Origin of the sequence: Streptomyces sp. NBC_00433, assembly GCA_036015235.1 — a bacterium.
GTDB lineage: Bacteria > Actinomycetota > Actinomycetes > Streptomycetales > Streptomycetaceae > Actinacidiphila.
Genome location: CP107926.1, coordinates 5465432 through 5484499, shown reverse-complemented (window position 1 = coordinate 5484499; position 19068 = coordinate 5465432). Strand labels below are relative to the sequence as shown.

Below are 19068 nucleotides of genomic sequence, written 5' to 3'. Positions count from 1 at the left end.
GATCACTCGGCGGGCGGCACGTCGTAGGCCTCGCGGGTCCGGTCGCTCAGCCGCGGCGCGATCTGCCCGAGCAGGATCTCCTCGAAGTGCGCGGTCCGCTGGTGCTCGCCGAAGGCCGCCCGCGAGGTGTACCGCTCCATGACGACGACGGCACGCTCGTCGTCCAACTGCCGGTAGACCCGGAAGGACACATTGCCCGGCTCCTGCCGGGACGCCTCGGCAAGCCGCGGATAGAACGCGAGCACCTCGTCCAGATCCTGGTCCGACGCGATCTGGTGATGCGCGATGACCTGGTAATGCGTCATGTCGAACTCCGTCGCTCCGTCCGGACCCACCTGCGATGCCGCGCCTGCCACGCTAACACCGCGCACCCGTGCCGCCACGGAAGGTCGATCCCGCGCGCCGGGGCCTGCCGGCGGCCTGCCTTCACGCAGGCGGGCGCCGTGCCGCTCACGGGGGTGCGGACGGCTGGACGTCGGGTCCTGGCCGCCCCGGGCGGGCGGGCTCACTGCCATGCGGGGGACGAGAGGCACGGCTCCCGGGCTCCCTCCTCCGACAGGCGCCTTGCCCCGCGCGGGGCGAGCGGCACCTCCCGGGCCCCTCCCGCCAGGCGGGCGGCCCCGAGCACGCCGGGACGCCCGCATTCCAGGGCGGGCCCGCGTGCCTGGGCTGCTGACCGGCCTTCACGCAGGCGCGCGCCACGCGGGCCGTAACCCCCACGCCAGTGCCCCCGTTCGAGACGGCTGGACAACGCGTCGGGCCGCCTCGACAGGCTGGCGCGTCGCCCTGCGCGAGGCGAGCGGCGCAGCTCCCGGGCCCCTCCCGCCGGGCGGTCGGGCCCGGAGTGCGCTCGGACGCCGCCCCGGACGCCCGCATTCCGGCGGTCGGCAGTACCCTCGTGATCCTCACGGCACCACCTCTCCGGCCCCTGGGCGCACGCGTCTTCGACGCGCGGCCCTCTCGTGGAGGAAAGGGCAACGGTCGCCGCGAGCCCCGGCAGATCCGCTCGGCTGCCGGTGGAACCCGAATACGGAACCGGGCGTCGCGGGGCCGCGAACAGCGGCTCCGCCACAAGGGGCAGCGCGAGGGACGGGATCAGGTGGACCACGACCACGACGGCACGGGCGGCATACCCGGCGCGAACGAGAACCAGCCTCCGGCGGCCCAGCCGCCCGGAGCGAAGCCGACGGCCGGGGCGGGCAAGGCCAACGCCGCCCGGCCGCGCCGGGCGCAGGCGGCTTCCCCCGCCGCCCAGGGCGACCGCCCGCCGGCCGCCGACGCCCAGCCGGCGCCCCGCAAGCCCGCCGCGAAGCAGCCCCTCCCACCCGCGGCCCCGCCCCAGCAGCCGCCGTCCCGCCCCGCCCCCACGACGAAGCCCCGCAAGGCGTCCCCGTCGAAGGCGGCGAGCGCGACCAAGCGCACGAACACCACGCCGCCGGCGGCCACGAAGCCCGCCGCGGCTCCGGCCGTCCCCACGGATACGCCTGCGGACGCCACCTCGACCACGGAGGCAGCACCCACCACGGGCGGAGCTCCCGCCGCCGGTACGGCCCCAGGCAAGAAGGCAGGCGCGACTCCCGCCGCAGCCGCCGGACCGGCCACGGACGCCACCCCGACCGCAGACGCGGCACCCGCTACGGGCGCGACCCCTGCCGCCGGTAAGGCCCCGGCCAAGAAGGCGGCCACAACCGCCGCAACGGCTGCGCCCGCCACCCCGAACACGAACCCGGCACCCGCCACCGGCGCAACCCCCGCCGCAGCCGCCGGAACGGACGGTCCCGCCACCCCGAGCGCGGCCAAGCGCACCGGTGCGCGGACGAGCAAGGCGGCGGGCACCGCCGCAGGCGCGGCCGGCGGGAAGGCTCCCGCCGGGAAGGCCGCCCAGTCCGCCGCACCGGGGAAGAAGGCGGCGCCGGCCAAGAAGGCCGCGCCGGCCAAGCGGGCGGCTCCCGCCAGGAAGGCGGCTCCGGCGAAGGCAGCGAAGGCCGCGGCACCCGCCGCGAAGCCCGCGGCAAAGCCCACCCCTCCCGCCGCGAGCGGGCCCTGGCGTGTCCCTGGATACGCCCACGAGGCCGAGGCCGGGGCGGACGCGGCCGGGAACGCGGTGGTGCGGGCGCGGCACGAAAGCAGCGGGACGGCGGTCGCGATCACCTACGTCTCCGCCGCGGTAGCGGAAGAGCAGGGCTTCGCGCCGGCCTTCCGGCGGGCGGCCGGCGAGCTGGGCTCGCTCGAATCGCCCTATGTGGCGCGGCTGTACGCGTATGTCGAGGACGGCCAGAACGCCGCGATCGTCCGGGAAGCCGTCGACGGTGTCGCCCTGGACGCGCTGGTCACCGAGGGCGGCATACCGGCGGGGCCCGAAGCGGGGTTCGTCGTGCTGAAGGCCTCGCTGCTCGGGCTGGCTGCCGCCCAGGCGGCCGGGCTGGACCGTAAGGCCTACCAGCGGTCGAACGTGCTGGTCACCGCCCAGGGCGACGTCAAGCTCGCCGACCTCGGTGTGGCCGAGCCGGCGACGGAGGCCACCGACGTCCAGGCGGCCACGGCGACCTTCGCCGCGTGCGCGGCGTCACAGGCGGATGTGCGGCCGCTGCTCGACCGGGGGTCGGCCGCGGCCGAACCGCCGCTGGCCGCAGCCGACTTCGCGGCCGAGGTGGAGGCCTTCGCCGTCGCGGCCCACGGCGAGGACTGGGAGGCGCGCGGGCGCCACGAACTCGGCGCTCTCGTCGGCGCGTTGCTGGCGCCCCCGCCGCCGCCTCCGCCGCCCGCGCCCGCCGCCGCCGTACCGATGAACCAACCGCCCACCGAGAAGCGGCGGTTCGGGCGGCGGGCCAAGATCCTCGCCATCGCCGCGGCAGCGGTGATCGTCGCGGGCGCGGTCACGGTCACCGCGGTGGCGACCGGCAACAGCGACGACGCCGCCGCCACCGCCACCGTGTCCGCCTCGCCGACGGCCACCGTGCCGTCCACCTCGGCCGCGGCGCCCGCCCCCGTACCCACCACGGCCGCGCCCTCTCCGACGAGCACACCGGCGACGACCACTCCTCCGGCCGCCAGCCCCTCCGCCTCGCACGCGCCCGTCAAGCCCAAGCCGAGGGACACCCCCACCCCGAGCAGGTCCGCCTCCGCCACGCCCACGAAGACCCCGCCGGTGGCCGGGCCGCATGTCTCGGGGATCTTCACGACGCTCACCTGCTCGCCGCACAGCCGCACGGCGACGGCGGTCGTACGGGTGGAGTACGACGGCACGGCGGCCGGCACGCTCCGGCTCACGTGGTGGCGGAACGCCACGGACGGCGCCGGGGGCGCGACGACCATGAAGCCGCAGACCGCCACCTTCCCCAAGGGGTCGACCAGTTACGTCTTCACGTCGAATTTCACCTACAACGACAATCCGGACCGGCCCTACCTCGGCGTGACCGCCTCCACCGACCCGGCGGCCGCGACCGGAATCGCGGTCGACAGCACCCGCTGCCGCTGACCCCGGCAGCAGCGACAGACCCTAACCCTCGCGCGCGGCCGAGGTCTGGGACATGTCCGAGTAACGGTCGCCGGCCACCTGGCCGGCGATCGGCTCTAGCAGGGCCAGTTCGTCGGCGGTCAGCGTGATCCGGGTGGCGGCGGCGTTCTCAAGGAGGCGGCCGCGCTTGCGCGTTCCGGGGATCGGGACCACGGTCAGGCCGTGCACCTGGGACTGCTGCTGGACCCAGGCCAGCGCGATCTGCGCCGTGGTGGCGCCGTGGGCGGCCGCGATCTTCTGCAGCGGTTCGAGGAGCGCGGCGTTCGCCTTCGCGTTGTCGCCGGTGAAGCGCGGCTGCGACTGGCGGAAGTCGCCGCTGGACAGCTCCGTGGCGGCGTCCTTGAAGGCGCCGGTCAGGAAGCCCCTGCCGAGCGGCGAGTACGGGACGAAGGCGACGCCCAGCTCGGCGGCCGCGCCGACCGCGCTGCGCTCGACGTCCCGGCTGAAGACCGACCACTCCGACTGGAGGGCGGTGATCGGGTGGACGGCGTAGGCCTCGCGCAGCTCGGCGCCGGTGACCTCGCTCAGGCCGAGGTGCTTGACCTTGCCCTCGCGTACGAGTTCGGCCATGGTCCCGACGGACTCGGCGAGCGGGACGGCGGGGTCGCGGCGGTGCATGTAGTAGAGGTCGATGACGTCGACCTTCAGGCGGCGCAGGCTCGCCTCGACGGCCTGTCGGATGTACGGCGGATCGTTGCGGATGGCCCGGTAGCCCGGGTCGCCGGCTCGCAGCTCGATGGCGAACTTCGTGGCGAGCGTGATCTCGTCGCGGTGCGCGGCCAGGAAGGGTGCGAGGAATTCCTCGTTCGCGCCGATGCCGTACATGTCGGCGGTGTCGACGAGGGTGACGCCGGCCTCGACGGCGGCCGCGAGGGTGTCGCGGGCGGCCTCGTCGTCCGTCCGGCCGTAGGCGAAGCTGATGCCCATGGCGCCGAAGCCCTGGACGCCGACCAGGGGGCCGTGGGCGCCCAGTTCGACCTTGCTGATCTTGTCGATGGCATTGCTCATGATGTGGTTCAGGCCTTTCCGGCACCCGGCGGGCACCCGCGCGGAGGTTCAGTCTCGGCGACCGTCGTTCACCGCCGTGCTTGCCACGCTAGGGCGTTGGAGTGTCCTCGAAGCAAGCCCTCCCGGGTGCGCGGCGGGATGCGGGGCGGACGGGTCAGGACGCCGCGTCCTGCGCGCGGGTGTACGCGACCAGCGCGTTGGCGTGCCCGTGGCCGAGGCCGTACTCGGACTTGAGCCAGCCGACCTGCTCTGTGTGCCGGGTGAGCGGCGAGGCGCGGATCAGGTCCTGCCACTCCGCGATCGGGCGGCCGTACTTCTTCTCGATGGAGGGGAAGTAGCTCGCGGGCCCGCGCTGGGCGGCGGCGGGGGTGGTGGTGGCGCTGGTGCTCGTCGGCCGGGTCATCTCGGTCTCCTGCGGGTGCGGATACGGGTACGCGTACGGGTGCTGCTGGAGGGTGGACCGCCGCGGGGCGCGGAAGTCATCGGTCCCCGGCGGGCGGGATACGGCGGGAAACGAATGTACGCACAGGTCGGATGTTCTGTCCCTGAGCGGTAACGCGCAGCCTCAGGGGCCTCTGCCGGGGGCAGGATCGCCTACGGCACCGGGGCTTCACCGCCGGCACTGCCAGCTGACAGGAAAGAGGCACACCATGGGCACCAGGAACATCGGCCGCACCATACCGGCGCTGCTGCTCGCCACCGCCGGTCTGGCGCTGGCGGCCTGCGGGCCGTCCGACGACTCGGGCGCCGCGCCCGTCGCGTCCACGTCCGCCGCCCCGTCCGCGACGACCTCGACCGCCGCCGAGCCCCCGTCCGCGACGGACACAGCCGCGCCGACGACCGGCGCCACGCCCCCGGTGACCGAGCGTCCCGCCACGACGGGCGGGTCCGGCGGCGGCGGCACGCAGCCCGCTTGCGCCACCGGCGATCTGAAGATCAGCGTCCAGAGCATGGGCGGCGCCGCCGGCAGCGCGCTCTACACGCTGGCCTTCCAGAACACCGGCAGCGCCCCCTGCACCCTGCACGGCTACCCGGGCGTCTCCTTCGTGAAGGCCCACAACGCGCAGCTCGGCAAGGCGGCCGCCAGGACCCCCGCCGCCAAGCCCGTCGTCACGCTGATCCCCAACGCCCACGCGTACGTCGACCTGCGGACCGTCAACGGCCAGGGCGGCTACGACGCGGCCCAGTGCGGCCTTGCCACCGTCCCCACCCTCCGCATCTACCCGCCGAACCAGACGGAGTCCACGAACATCCCGTGGAACAAGCAGGAGTGCGTCGCCTCCGGCATCCAGAACCTCCAGGTGGGCCCGGCGCACAGCAACCGCTGACCAGGCCGTATTCCAGCCGCGCCCGGCCGCGCAGCCCCGCCCGCCCGCACACCCGTGCGAGCCGGAATGAGACAATCCGCCGCATGGAAAGCCGGACGACCGACCTCGCCAGCGCCACCGATCCCGGGCCCGGCGCGGGCTGGGCGCTGCGCTCCGCCACGGCGGCCGACGTCGAGCCGATCGTGGAGCTGCGCGCCGTCGTGATGCGCCCGGACCTGGAGCGCCTCGGGCGCTACGACGAGCACCGCGTGCGGCAGCGCCTGCGGGACGCCTTCCGGGCGCGGGACACGTCGATCATCACGGTCGGCGGCGCCTTCGCCGGCTGCGTCGCCCTCCGTCCCGCTGAGTGCGCCCCCCGTCCCGGTGAAGGTGCGGGCGAGGGCGGCCTGTGGCTGGAGCACTTCTACCTCGACCCGCGCCACCAGGGCCGCGGCCTCGGCTCGGCGGTGCTGCGTACGCTGCTGGCCCGTACCGACGCGCAGCGCGTGCCCGTGGCCCTGAACGTCCTCCAGGGCAGTGCCGCCCGCCGCCTCTACGAGCGCCACGGCTTCGTCATGACGGCCGACGACCCGGTCGACGTCTTCATGATCCGCACTCCGCGCTGAGCGCCCCGCACGGAAAGCCCCCGCACGGAAGGACCCGCACGGAAGGACCCCGCTCCCGGGTGGTGCGCCGGGGGCGGGGTCGCTCGGTGCGAGGTGTCAGCAGGAGAGGTTGTTGCCCGCGGGCACTCCCAGGACGGACACGAAGCGCTGGTAGGCGTTGACGCGGTCCTGCACTTCCGCGGGGTTGCCGCCGTTGCACTCGATGCTGCCGTTGATGCTGCGGATGGTCTCACCGAAGCCGGCGCCGTTGACCATGGCGTTGTGCGGGGTCATCGTGCCGGGTCCCGACTGGGTGTTCCAGTACCACAGGCCGGTCTTCCAGGCGATCGCCGAGTCGGTCTGCACGAGGTTGGGGTTGTGCAGCAGGTCGATGCCCAACGAGTCGCCGGCCGCCTTGTAGTTGAAGTTCCAGCTGAGCTGGATGGGCCCGCGGCCGTAGTAGGCCGACTGGCCGGCGGGGCAGCCGTAGGGCTGGCTCGCGTCGCAGTAGTGCGGGTAGTTGGAGGTGTTCTGCTCCACGATGTAGACGAGGCCGCCGGTCTCGTGGCTGACGTTGGCGAGGAAGGCCGCGGCCTCCTGCTTCTTCACCGTGTCGCTGCCGGTGTTGGCGAAGCCCGGGTAGGCGCTGAGCGCCGCGGTCAGGCCGCCGTAGGTGTAGAAGGAATTCCGGCCCGGGAACATCTGGTTGAACTGCGATTCGCTGACCACGAATCCGCCGCTCGGCGGCTGGGTCGTGCCGCCGGTGGTGCCGCCGGACCCGGAGCAGGTGTACGGGCTCCAGTACCAGGTGCTGATCGTCGGGTCGTAGCCCGGGTTGTCGTGCGTGGCGATGTAGTCGAGGCCGTTGCTGTACTGCACGATGTTGCCGGTCACGTAGGAGCGGCCCGCGACCCATGCCGGGTAGCTGCACCCGCCGGAGCCGCCGGTCGTGCCGCCGGTGCCGCCCGAACCGCCGCCGCACGTACCCTGGTCGGCCCACACGTCGGCGGCGCCCGGTGTCTCGCCCTGGGTCCACCACTTCGCCGACCAGTTGTGGCTGTTGTAGGAGGCGGTCATGCCGCCGGTGTAGACGGAGGACGAATTCCACGCGGCGGCGCAGGTCGCCGCCGAGGCCGGCGACGCCAGGGGCACGAGGACCACCAGGCCGACGACGGCCGCGAGCGCGGCCAGGAACGCGATGAGACGCTGTCTCGACAACGTGACCACTCCTTATGGGGGTTGAGTGGGGTCGGGGCAACACTCCAACGTATTGGTCTGGACCTGTCAATAGTCTGGACCAACGCCGGCCCGCTTGCGGCGCCTCCGCACGGTGGCCGGAGTACCCGGCCGGGTGGGGCGGTCGGGGCGATTGGGGCGGGTGTCGGGGAGCGTGAGGGTGAACAGGGACCCGACGAAGGCCATGACCGCGAGGACCAGGTAGACGGTCCGGTAGGCGGCCGGCGGGGCGGTCTGGGTGGTCGCCGGAGTGTTGGCGATCAGCAGGGTCGCGACCAGCGCAGGGGCCATCGCCATGGAGAACTGGCTGGTCACACTGTTGAGAGTGGACGCCTGCCCCATGTCCTCCTTCGGGATGGTGCTGAACGACACGACGGTCAGGGGCATGAAGACCGCGCCCATGCCCAGGCCCAGCAGGAACATGTAGAGCCGGAAGGCCCACGCCCCGGTGCCCGCGTCCACCGTGGTCATCACCGCGAGCACGACGGCGACGCAGAAGATCCCGGACGCGATGATCAGCCGCGGGCCCACCCGGTCGTAGAACCTGGCCACCACCTGGACGGTGAGCAGGACGCCGATCGCCTCGGTGAAGGTGCTGCTGCCGGAGTGGAGGGCGCTGCCGCCCTGCGCCTCCTGGATGAAGAGCGGCGCCGCGTACATGGCGCCCATGAACGGCACCACGCCGATCAGGCCGACCACCTTCGTGTCCCGGAAGAGCGCGTCCTTGAACAGGCGCAGCCGCAGGATCGGTGCGGCGGTGCGGAGTTCGAAGACGATGGTCGCCGCCACCAGCGCGGCGCCCGCCGCCAGGCTGCCGGCGATCAGCGGCGAGGACCACCCCTGCCTGGCGCCCTCGCAGACGCCGTACATCAGCAGCGATATCGCCCCGCCGGACATCACCAGGCCGGGTATGTCGAGGCGGCCGGGCTGCCCGTGCCGCGAGTTGTCGAGGAAGAGCAGGCCGAAGAGCAGGGCGGCGACACCGAAGGGCAGGTTGACGTAGAAGACCCAGCGCCAGGACAGGCCGTCGATCAGGACACCGCCGAGCATGGGCGCCACCGCCGGCGCCATCTGCTGCGGGATGGTCATGATCCGGGAGGCCCGCACCCGCTCGGCGGGGGTGAAGGTGCGGAAGAGCATGGCGGCGGCGACCGGGGTGAGCAGGCCGCCGGCCAGGCCCTGCAGTCCCCGGCAGACGACGAGTTGGCCGAGGCTGCCGGCCATTCCGCACAGCGCGGAGGAGGCGGTGAACAGGCCCATCGCGGCGAGCAGCACGGGCTTTCCGCCGAAACGGTCGCCGAGCCAGCCCGACAGCGGGATGCTGATGCCCACGCACACCGGATAGACGACGACCACGCTGTCGCTCCCGGCCGCCGACACGCCGAACTGGTGGGCGATGGACGGCAGTGCCACGGTGGTGATGGCACCGTCCATCACCACGAGGAAGAACGTGGCGACGAACATGACGGGTACGACCAGGCGCTGGTCCAAGCGGTGGCCGGACATGGTCCTCCTCCCCCCGGGGGCGGGCGCCCGGGGCGGTCTGCGGCGGGTAGTGCGTGCGTCGCGGGCAACGGCGACCGTCCTCCGCGCCCACAGGGCGGGAGGATATGCTGAGTCTACTCACTATGAGTCGGCGCATAAAGATGGAAAGACGTCGCGCACGGAATTGCCGAGCGCAGAAGGAGTGTGGCGGGACCCAGTGGTGCAGACCCGGAGCAGCGACGTACTGGTCGACGACCTCTTCAGGACGACGGTGCGCCTGCGCACGTACGTCGACGCCCAACTGCGCGGCCAGGGCCTGTCCGTACCGCGCCTGCGCCTGCTCAGGGCGCTCGCCACCGCCCAGGGCGAACCGCTGCGCATGCGGGACCTCGGCGAGGCGCTGAACGTCGCCCCCCGCACGGTCACCTCCCTCGTGGACGCCCTGGAGCGCGAGGGCCTGGTCGAGCGGGTCCGCCACCCCACGGACCGCCGCGCCTACCTCCTCGCCCTCACCGACCTCGGCCGCACGACCCACACCAAGGCCGAGGAGATCGACCGCACCGCGCTGGCCACCGCGACCCGCAGCCTCAGCGCTTCGCAGCGGGCGCTGCTGCTCGAACTGCTCGCGGTGCTGCGGGAGTCCGTCCCCGAAGCCCCGCCGAGCCCGCCGGAGGGCTGAGGCCCCGGGGACCGGGGGCCTTTGCCCCCGGGGCGGGGCCCTTTGGCCCTTTGCTCGCCCCTGCCTTATTCACGGCTGCCCGTGCCCGGCGTGCGCTACGCTCGCGGCACGCCGCCGGGGTGCCCGGTGCGCAGGCAACGGATACTTCTTTCTGCAAAAAAGAAGACCCGGGTTCGAATCCCGGCGGCCCGGCTCCGGCCGGACTGTGGTGCAGCGGCCCAGCACATTGTCTCCGTCGCCGACCTGGATCTCGGGCACTCCGCGGCGGCATCCCCTCGGTTCCTACGGCGGCGACCCGCCGCGGGGCCGATACGGGGTTCTACGCGGCGGGCAGCCCACCTGCGTGTCGGCATCTCGGCGTACCGGCCGGACGCCGGGACAGGCCGGGACGCTTCTTTTCCACCCGGTACGGCGTGAAGCGTCCTTCACGCCGTACCGCGGCTACCAGGCACGGCACATGGCCGACCGACCGCTCGCTCTCCCGCCCTCGGCGGGCGGGAGAGATCAGGACCAGCCGGGGTGCGACCTCTGGCACTCGTAGGCGACTTTCTCCCTGAACAGGCACACGACGAGAAACACCCCGAGCTGTTCGTCGAGGTTCTTGTTGGACGAGACGCAGAGACCGTCGGGGACGCCGTCGTAGACCGTCTCAAGGACCTCGCCTGAGGCCTCGTAGAGCGTCGCGCCGGCGCCGTAGCTGTCCCCCGACACTCTGTCGCAGACCCAGAGGTCGTCGCCCAGGCTCGCGAACCTCGCCATCCCACCCTGGTCGTGGTCCGCCGTGTAGGTCCAGGGGATGTCCAACGAGGTGGCCTGCGCGGCCCCGTTCCCCAGAAGCAGCCCCCCGGCCGAAAGCACCGCGATGACCGCGGCCCCCACCCTCTTCCTCACGTTTCCCCCTGATGTCGGAGGGGCCACGCAGCCGTGGCCCGATGACGTGGCGTCAGACCGTCGTTCACCTGAACGGTAGCCGTCGAGACGGTGGTTGAGCGCGAGCGAGGGCGATCAGGCGCAGATGCGCCATCGTCCTCGACCTTGAGGACATCTGTTCAGCACCCCACTGACCCCACCCTCACCAATTGGTCTGGACCTATTGAAGCAACGGGCGGCCCCGGGCAAGCTTGGGGCTGCGCGCGCGTCCCCCTGCACCACACCCCTGGCCACACGGCAGGCGCTTCCGCCTGCCACGGAAAGGAGTTGTGATCCACATGCGCGAGAAGGTCCTCGCCCGCGCGGCCGCCGTCGCCGCCACCGTGATCCTCGGACTGGGCGTCTCCACCGCAGCCGCCCAGGCCTCCCCGCCGCCGGGCAGCGGCTTCATGTTCATGGGCTACTTCCCCACCTACGCGAGCTGCGTCACCCAGGCGCAGGCCTACGCCCCGGCGCACGGTCCGGTCTACATCTGCGAATACGGCACGAACGGCTACTACCTGCTGTGGATGCACTGACCTGACCCACCCCGGCAGACCCAGGAACGAGCCCGCCGCCCCTCACCACGCGGGCCCGTTCCGCTGCCCGGCAGCCGCCCACATCCGGCCCGCCCCACGGCACCCTCCCCGTGAGTCGCTCGCACGGGGGAGGTTCCATTCGCCCCTACCGGCTCATCCACGTCCCGAACGCGTCCACCAGACCGGCGTAGAACACCTCGTCCGGAACCGCCCCGGGATTCTTGCTGGCCTCGTAGAAGGAGACGTTGGTGAAGCTGGCGGCTGTCGAGGCGTGGAGGTTCTTGAAGAAGGCGAGCTTTCCGCGCCCGAAGCCCACGAACAGCCAGAACACCCCCAGGCCGGCCGTGTTCTGGAGCAGGGCGCGGAACTCCGACTTGTCCCAGGGCTCGTCTCCGACCTGGACGATGACGAAGGCGGGGTCGCCGGCGCCGGAATCCTGGTAATGGTTGACCGCGGCACGCATGGCCGCACCGACGTTGCCCCAACCCCAGTCGACCTGCGTGTGCAACTGCCCGATCCGGCCACGGTAGTTGTCGAGTCGGATCTCCTCCATGAAAGGCTCGTTCCCGCTGGAGAAGATCACCGGCACCGTGCCGTCGTCGTCGAGGTTCACCGCCAGGGCCAGGACGCGCTCGGCGAACGCCTGTACGGCGAAAGACTCGTACAGCTCCTTCATGGCCCAGTCGTGGTCGAGGATGAGATACACCGCCGCGCGCCGGGCGGCTGCTCCGGAGCGGGCCAGCACCAGACCCGCCTGGCGTGTGGCGGCCAGCAGAGCCGGGGCCTGCGCCTCGACTTCGGACAGGCGGGGCGGGCCACCGTTCGAAGTGCCCGGGGGAGTCCCGGGGTTGGGCAGCTGCGGCAGGGCTCCCGACGGCTCCGGGTCCACGACGACGCCGTAGTCGGTCGCCAGACCGGCCAATCCCGAGGCATAACCCTGCCCCACAGCCCGCACCTTCCAGCCGCCCGCGCGCCGATAGACCTCGGCGAGCACGACGACGGTCTCCCCCGCGGCGAAGTCCGGCGGGGCGAAGGTCAGTCGGGTGCCGTTCTCCTGATCGACGGTAAGGACCGGCGCGGTGGTGAACACCGCCCCCGGGTGGGACGGATCCACGCTGGCAACGACCACCACCGTGCCGACGTCCTCAGGTATGCGCGGCAGATCAGCGGTGACGGCATCGCCCGTGAGACTCACGCCGCTCTGCGACCGGTGATTGTAGAAGACCAGATCGTCATCGCTCCGGACCTTGCCGTGCGGACCGAGCAGAAGCGCCGAGACGTCCAGCCGCGTCCCCCTCGCCGCTACCTGTAACGCGACAGCTCGCGGCTCAAGAGCCGCATTCCCACCCTTGCTCAGCGACGAAGCTTGCATGCGCCTCGAACATCCCCTCATCAACCCATTCCCGGCCCGCCGGTACAAACCATAGCGACGCGACGACCACATCGAGCGCCCGCGGACGCTCCCGGCGATGGCAGGCGCAGGGCAGCGGAGCAGCCGACCCCGGCACGCGAACCAGCCTCCCCACGTGGCTGACGAGCGGACCGAACAGCAGGTGCTCGCGGTCGGGTTCGAGCGCGTCCAGGTAAGCCCTCGGCCAGGTCGAGGCCGGCCCGCGCCCAGTGGAACCGGACAGCCGATCAGCGAACCTGAAGAACCCCCTTGACGAATGGTCAAGAAGTGTTGACCATTGTGGGCATGCCAACCGACGATCTCCCCGAGACCTTCCACGTCACCACTGACGAGCAGCTACGCGCCGTCTCCAATCTCACGCGCCACCGGATCATGGCCGTGCTCCGCTTCGAGCCGGCGACGATCACACAGATCGCCGAGCGGGTCGGCGTCGCGAAGGGGAGCTCCAGCTACCACGTGCGGCTGCTGGAGCGGGTCGGCCTGGTCAAGGTCGTGCGGACGCGGAAGGTCCGGGGGGTCACCGAGCGCTACTACGCCATGGCCGCGCAGGCCATCGCGCTGCCGGATCGGGGGGCGGGGGAGCCGGATGTGCTGATGCGGCACGCGGTGGCGGACCTTGAGGCGGCACCGGTGGACGGCGAGCGGCACGTACGGATGGCGCATCTGCGGCTCACCGGGGAGCAGTTCGCGGAGCTGGGGGCGCGGCTGGAGGCGCTCGCGGACGAATACCGGGAGTTGTCCGACCCGTCGCTGCCGGACGCGTCCCTCGTCTTCGCACTCTTCCACCCGACATCGCGTGAGCAGGCCGAAGGAGACGCCAAGTGACCTCGTACACAGGGAAGTTGCCGACCGGGTTCGGACGGCTGTGGACCGCGCAGACGGTGTCCTCGCTCGGTGACGGGGTGACGCACGGCGCGCTGCCGCTGCTGGCGTTGACGCTGACACGGGATCCGATGGCACTCGCCGTCGTCACGGCTGCCGGGACCGTGCCGTGGCTGCTCTTCGGAGTGCTCGGCGGTGCGCTGGTGGACCGCTGGGACCGTCGGCGCACGATGTGGGTCATGGACGGGGCGCGTGCGGTGCTGCTCGCGATACCGGCGGCGGCCGCCGCGCTCGACGTGCTGAGCGTCCCGCTGCTCGCGATCGTCGCCTTCCTGCTCGGCCTCGGCGGACTCTTCTTCGACACGGCCGCCACCGCGTATCTGCCGAATCTGCTGGGCCGCGACCCCGCGCTCCTTGAGCGCGCCAACTCCCGTCTGCGCGGCGCCCAGACCGCCGCGTCCGGCTTCGCGGGACCGCCTGCGGGAAGTGCCCTGCTCGCGCTCGGGCGGGCGGTCCCGCTGCTCGCCGACGCGGTGTCGTTCGCGCTCTCCGCACTGCTCGTACGGTCACTGCCCGCCACGCCCCGGCCCGTACCCCAGGCCCGCGAGTCGCTGCTGCGGCAGGCGCGCGCCGGGGCCTCGTACGTCTTCCGGGACCGGCTGCTGCTCGGGCTCGCACTGCGTCCGGCGGTCGGGAACATCGCCTTCCTCGCCGTGGAGACCGTACTCGCCCTCTTCGCGCACGACCGTCTCGGCATCGGCACCTCCGGCTTCGGCCTGCTCCTCACGGCGGAGGCCACCGGCGGCCTGCTCGGCGCGGGCATCGCCTCCTTCCTCGGCCGGCGACTCGGCACCGGCACCGCGCTGACCTGCACGGCCGCCGTCGAGGGGCTCGCGATCCTGGGCCTCGCCGCCGCCCCGAACCCCTACGCGGCCGGCCTGGCGCTCGCCGTCTGCGGGGCGGGCATGGGCGCCACGATGGTGCTCGGCCCCTCCCTCCGACAGGCGATCGTCCCCGTCGACCTGATGGGCAGGGTCGCCTCCACCTCCCGCATGCTCGCCATGTGCGCCGCCCCGTTCGGCGCCTTCCTCGGCGGCTGGCTGGCCACCACGTACGACATACGCACCCCGCTCTACGCCGCCGCCGGCCTCCTCCTCACCATGACCGCCGTCACGGCGACCATGACCAGCAACCGCCAGGTCGAAGCGGCGCTGCGGGCCGCCGCCCCGGCCGGTGATCCGGACCCCGCGGAGCCCTTGAATCCCGTTCAGGAGCCTGCCGTTTAGGGCTGCGTGGGGCCGGGCCCGGCTGCGGCGTTCCGCGGCGCAGCCGGCAGCGTCGGGTGCCTGGGCTGCACGGGATGCGCGGCCGGTCCCGCCGCCGAAGAGCCGCTAGGGTGCGCCAGGTGAACAGTGCTTCTCCTCTCCCCCGCACCTTCCGGCTGATCGTCACGGGAGGAGGCACCGGCGGCCACACCTATCCGGCCCTGACCGCGATCCGGACACTGCAGTCCCGACTCGCCGCCGACGGCGGAACGCTCGACGTACTGTGGATCGGCACCGACGACGGCTTGGAGGCGCGGGTCGCTCCCGCCGAGGGCATCGCGTTCACCACCGTCGCCACGGGCAAGATCCGCCGTTCCAGCAATCCGCTGAAGATGGTGTCGCCGGCGAACGTACGCGACATGGCGCGGGTACCGCTCGGAGTCGCGCAGGCCAGAAAGGTCGTCGCAGACTTCCGGCCGGACGTCGTTCTCGCCACGGGCGGTTACGTCGCCGTCCCCGCGGGCCTGGCCGCCCGCATGTGCCGCCGTCCGCTGGTGTTGCACGAGCAGACCGTGCGCCTGGGGCTCGCCAACCGCAAGCTCGCCGGCTCGGCGACGCGTATCGCGGTCTCATCGGAGTCGTCGCTACCGCTCCTGCCGGATTCCGTGCGCGGAATCGCGGTGGTCACCGGGAATCCGATCCGTCCCGAGGTGCTGGCCGGTCACGCGGACAAAGCAGTGGAAGCCCTGGGCTTGGACGGCTTCGATCGGCGTCTTCCGACCGTGTACGTCACGGGTGGCGCCCAGGGCTCGCAGCAGATCAACGACGTTGTCCGGGATGCGCTGCCGTGGCTGCTGGAGCGCGCGAACGTGATCCATCAGTGCGGGCCTGCCAACGTCGACGGCCTGCGTCGGCAAGCGGCCGCCCTGCAACCTGAGTTGGCGGCTCGGTACTACCTGGCGGGATTCGTCGGCCCTGAACTGCCCGACGTCCTGGCGCTCGCCGACGTGGTGATCTCCCGCAGCGGCGCCGGTACGCTCGCCGAGCTGACCGCCCTGGGCAAGCCCGCGGTCTTCATCCCGCTGGCTTCTTCGGCCGGAAATGAACAGGCCCACAACGCGAGCCACTTGGCGGAGTCCGGCGCCGCCGTCGCCCTGCTCGGCGAGGTCACGGCCGACACTTTGCGCGGCGCGGCAGACCCGCTCCTGACCGACCCAGCGAGGCGGACGGCGATGGCGGAACGGGCCAGGGCACACGGACGCCCGGACGCGGCGGACCGGCTCGTGGACGTGATCCTGTCCGCCGCGTCCGGCTGACCTGCGCCGCTTCCACGGCACCGGAACCACCGCTGGATCAGCTGCGGGGACGGCTGGCTGAACGGCGTGAGGTCCACGGCGCCCTGCGGCCGAGCCGCCGCATCAGGGGGCGGCCAAGCCTCACGCATCGCTCACGCACGATCGGTCCTCCGAGCTGCTGAAAGCGAGACGACGCGGCTGCTGTCCGAAAGCCGGGACTGTTTTCGGCCTCCGGGTGATCGTGAAGGCGTGTTCGCCTGGTGAGCGGGTCAGTGGTGCCAGTGGCAGCGGCCGGACTCCAGACCGCAGGTGATCACACCTTTCCGTGGGCGTCGACCGTGGACAGGCCGGCGTCACGGGTCGGGCCGAACCCACCTGCCCGGTAGTAGTCGCCGCTCGGCGACCGGATCACGGAAGCCCCGGCCGGAGCTGTGGTGCGGTTGGACAGCGCAGGTTGGTGCGGGTGGGCGTCGACACGACCGTGTGCCTCACAGTCGGGTGCGGCGTCGGCCGCGCCGGTCTCCTGAGCCCACGCCGGTGTCCACCGGTATGGACTGCACCCCGGTTCCGTCTATACATTCATCCCATGTCGCTGGGTCGTGATTCGCGGCCAGAGTCCACCGAAGGGGTACCCCACACCCCGTACCGCAGTACCTCCCAGCCGACGGTCAGCCTCGGTTGGCCACGCACTCTCTGTCACCTTGGTCCCCCCACAGTTTCGAGGAACAGAACGATGCATCCTTCATTTTTTTCGCCCGGGAGCTCGCCACACCGCGGGCGCCGGCCCGCGAGGCCGACGGACAACGGGACGTCGCAACCCGCCCGCAAGGGCGGCGACGGACGGTCCGGCGGCCCCACCGCCGTGTGCGACGGCACGCTGCCCAGCGGACGCAGACCGACGAAGAAGCCGGGACTAGGCGCCCTGCCGACCCGGTACCGCTGACCCGAGGGCCACATCCGCGGGGGAAGGTGGCGGTCGTGCGGCGACCCCGGAGGACCGCCACGCGAAACCTGCCCCCAGTGCCGCCCGCCTCGTCCGGCTTCGTCCGCCGAGTCGGCGCAAGGCGACGCGGCCGTGGCCGTGGCCGCAGCGGACCCAGCGGACCCAGCCGGCCCGCACCGACGGCGGAAGCCGCCGTGCGACCGCTATTGGCACCGTGTGACACCGCTTCCGGCACCGCCGTGCCTGCCTGTGGGCGCGGACCCGTGCCCGAAGCACGATCCTCAACGAAGACATGGAGGTCCTCGATGACATCGGGCATACGTACGCTCCGAACACCACGTCGCCGCTTGGGCGCGCTCACCGCCACATTGGCCGTGGCCACCGCGACGGCCCTGGCCGTCTTGTCGGCCACACCCGCCCAAGCCGCTTCACCGCTGCGGTCGCTGGCCGAGGGCAAGGGCAAGTACTTCGGCACCGCGCTGACCGACGGCGACCTGAACATCAGCGGCGAGATGGCCATCGCCAACACGCAGTTCGACATGGTGACCCCCGGCAACGAGATGAAGTGGGACACCACCGAGCGGTCCAACGGCTCGTACAACTTCGGCCCCGGCGACCAGATCGTCAACTGGGCACAGGCGCACAACGCCCGCGTACGCGGCCACAACCTGGTCTGGCACTCCCAACTGCCCAGCTGGGTCAGCAGCCTGCCGCTGAACCAGGTCCAGGGCGTGATGGAGTCCCACATCACCACCGAGGCCAACCACTACAAGGGCAAGATCTACGCCTGGGACGTCATCAACGAGCCCTACAACGAGGACGGGAGCCTGCGCCAGGACGTGTTCTACAAGGCGATGGGCTCCGGCTACCTCGCCGACGCGATCCGCACCGCCCACAACGCGGACCCGAACGCCAAGCTGTACATCAACGACTACAACATCGAGGGCGAGAACGCGAAGAGCAACGCCCTCTACAGCCTGGCGCAGACCATGGTCGCCCAAGGTGTGCCGCTGGGCGGCATCGGCCTGGAGGCGCACTTCATCGCCGGCCAGGTCCCCTCGTCGATGCTGGCGAACATGCAGCGCTTCGCCAACCTCGGCCTCGACGTCGCCATCACCGAACTGGACGACCGCATCCAGCTGCCGACCAACAGCTCCAACCTCCAGCAGCAGGCCAACGACTACGGCACCGTGGTCAACGACTGCCTGGCGGTCTCGCGCTGCGTGGGAGTGAGCCAGTGGGGCGTGGACGACGGCCACTCCTGGATCCCCGGCACCTTCCCCGGCTACGGCGCCGCCACCATGTACGACAGCAACTACCAGCCCAAGCCCGCCTACAACGCCGCCGTCGCCGCCCTAAGCGCCGGTGGTGGCACCACCACCGGCGGCACGACCGGCAGCACCACCACCGGCGGCACGACCGGCAGCACCACCACCGGCGGCACGACCGGCAGCACCACCACCGGCGGCACGACCGGCAGCACCACCACCGGCGGCACCACCGGCAGCACCACCACCGGCGGCACCACCGGCGGCACGGGCGGCATCTGCCACGTGACCTACACCAAGAACGAGTGGCAGGGCGGCTTCACCGCCGACGTCGTCGTCGGCAACACCGGCACCACACCCGTCAACGGCTGGACGCTCGGCTTCTCCTTCCCCGGCGACCAGAAGATCACCAACGCCTGGAGCGCGACCGTCACCCAGTCCGGCACCACCGTCAAGGCCACCAACGTCAGCTACAACTCCACCATCGCCCCAGGAGGCACCATCGACTTCGGCTTCCAGGGCACCTGGGCGTCAAACGACACCTCGCCCAGCTCCTTCACTCTCAACGGAACCGCCTGCAGCTGACCCGCTGAGGCACTCGTGACGTGGGGCCTGCCCGCCAACTGCGGCGGACAGGCCCCACGTACGCCTCTTGCCGGGCACCGTGCGGCGGCCGCGGCGGTGCCCCACGGACCGGCCCGGCCGGTGACGCGCCCCGGCCGTCCGCCGGAGGACGGGCCGCCATCCGAAACCCGCAGGTCAGGCGGACTGAAGTTGTC

At 72.1% G+C, this 19068-nt stretch carries 16 protein-coding genes and 1 tRNA gene; 10 read left to right on the top strand and 7 right to left on the bottom strand.

The features are described 5' to 3' along the window. Positions 1-2: 2 nt before the first annotated feature. Positions 3-305 carry an antibiotic biosynthesis monooxygenase gene (locus OG900_23545; GenBank protein ID WUH92790.1) on the bottom strand — a complete coding sequence of 101 codons (303 nt, stop codon included), beginning with the start codon at positions 303-305 and terminating at the stop codon, positions 3-5. 794 nt (positions 306-1099) lie between these two features. Here OG900_23545 and OG900_23540 point away from each other — a divergent pair. Beyond that, a complete protein-coding gene (locus tag OG900_23540; protein WUH92789.1) occupies positions 1100-3478 on the top strand; it encodes a hypothetical protein in 2379 nt (792 codons plus the stop codon). Between the two features lie 21 nt (positions 3479-3499). On the opposite strand, the gene OG900_23535 is transcribed toward OG900_23540, so the two are convergent. Further along, complete coding sequence (locus OG900_23535) at positions 3500-4525, bottom strand: aldo/keto reductase (GenBank protein WUH92788.1); 1026 nt, start codon at positions 4523-4525, stop codon at positions 3500-3502. 154 nt (positions 4526-4679) lie between these two features. Continuing rightward, complete coding sequence (locus OG900_23530) at positions 4680-4928, bottom strand: DUF4287 domain-containing protein (GenBank protein WUH92787.1); 249 nt, start codon at positions 4926-4928, stop codon at positions 4680-4682. Between the two features lie 247 nt (positions 4929-5175). Here OG900_23530 and OG900_23525 point away from each other — a divergent pair, with 247 nt between their 5' ends. Further along, positions 5176-5853 carry a DUF4232 domain-containing protein gene (locus OG900_23525; GenBank protein ID WUH92786.1) on the top strand — a complete coding sequence of 226 codons (678 nt, stop codon included), beginning with the start codon at positions 5176-5178 and terminating at the stop codon, positions 5851-5853. An 83-nt stretch (positions 5854-5936) separates the two neighbouring features. Then, positions 5937-6458 (top strand): GNAT family N-acetyltransferase, encoded by a 522-nt coding sequence (locus tag OG900_23520; protein ID WUH92785.1) that lies wholly within the window; start codon positions 5937-5939, stop codon positions 6456-6458. 96 nt (positions 6459-6554) lie between these two features. On the opposite strand, the gene OG900_23515 is transcribed toward OG900_23520, so the two are convergent. Further along, a complete protein-coding gene (locus tag OG900_23515; protein ID WUH92784.1) occupies positions 6555-7655 on the bottom strand; it encodes a chitinase in 1101 nt (366 codons plus the stop codon). Between the two features lie 66 nt (positions 7656-7721). Beyond that, positions 7722-9179: a DHA2 family efflux MFS transporter permease subunit gene (locus OG900_23510; GenBank protein WUH92783.1), complete on the bottom strand. Its 1458-nt coding sequence runs from the start codon at positions 9177-9179 to the stop codon at positions 7722-7724. Positions 9180-9375: 196 nt separating this feature from the next. Here OG900_23510 and OG900_23505 point away from each other — a divergent pair, with 196 nt between their 5' ends. Next, positions 9376-9837, top strand: coding sequence for a MarR family transcriptional regulator (locus OG900_23505; protein WUH92782.1), 462 nt, complete (start codon positions 9376-9378; stop codon positions 9835-9837). Between the two features lie 115 nt (positions 9838-9952). Beyond that, positions 9953-10029 (top strand) — tRNA-Cys (locus tag OG900_23500). Between the two features lie 312 nt (positions 10030-10341). Here OG900_23500 and OG900_23495 read toward each other — a convergent pair. Further along, the gene (locus OG900_23495) at positions 10342-10728 is read right to left on the bottom strand and encodes a hypothetical protein (GenBank protein ID WUH92781.1); all 387 of its coding nucleotides are present in this window, start codon (positions 10726-10728) and stop codon (positions 10342-10344) included. Positions 10729-11045: 317 nt separating this feature from the next. On the opposite strand from OG900_23495, the gene OG900_23490 reads away from it, so the two are divergent. Continuing rightward, positions 11046-11285 carry a hypothetical protein gene (locus tag OG900_23490; GenBank protein ID WUH92780.1) on the top strand — a complete coding sequence of 80 codons (240 nt, stop codon included), beginning with the start codon at positions 11046-11048 and terminating at the stop codon, positions 11283-11285. Positions 11286-11430: 145 nt separating this feature from the next. Here the strand turns inward: OG900_23490 and OG900_23485 are convergent, their stop codons facing one another. Beyond that, positions 11431-12657, bottom strand: a complete 1227-nt coding sequence (locus tag OG900_23485; protein ID WUH92779.1) for a VWA domain-containing protein — start codon at positions 12655-12657, stop codon at positions 11431-11433. Between the two features lie 324 nt (positions 12658-12981). Between OG900_23485 and OG900_23480 the strand changes: the two genes are divergently transcribed. The 4 genes from OG900_23480 (at position 12982) to OG900_23465 (ending at position 18874) form a co-directional block, all read left to right on the top strand. Continuing rightward, positions 12982-13521, top strand: a complete 540-nt coding sequence (locus OG900_23480; protein WUH92778.1) for a helix-turn-helix domain-containing protein — start codon at positions 12982-12984, stop codon at positions 13519-13521. Further along, a complete protein-coding gene (locus OG900_23475; GenBank protein ID WUH92777.1) occupies positions 13518-14804 on the top strand; it encodes an MFS transporter in 1287 nt (428 codons plus the stop codon). The genes OG900_23480 and OG900_23475 overlap by 4 nt, the downstream gene beginning before the upstream one ends. A gap of 119 nt (positions 14805-14923) precedes the next feature. Continuing rightward, a complete protein-coding gene (locus OG900_23470; protein ID WUH92776.1) occupies positions 14924-16099 on the top strand; it encodes a UDP-N-acetylglucosamine--N-acetylmuramyl-(pentapeptide) pyrophosphoryl-undecaprenol N-acetylglucosamine transferase in 1176 nt (391 codons plus the stop codon). A 1296-nt stretch (positions 16100-17395) separates the two neighbouring features. Further along, on the top strand, positions 17396-18874 hold the full coding sequence (locus OG900_23465) for an endo-1,4-beta-xylanase (GenBank protein ID WUH92775.1): 1479 nt from the start codon (positions 17396-17398) through the stop codon (positions 18872-18874). Positions 18875-19068 lie beyond the last annotated feature (194 nt).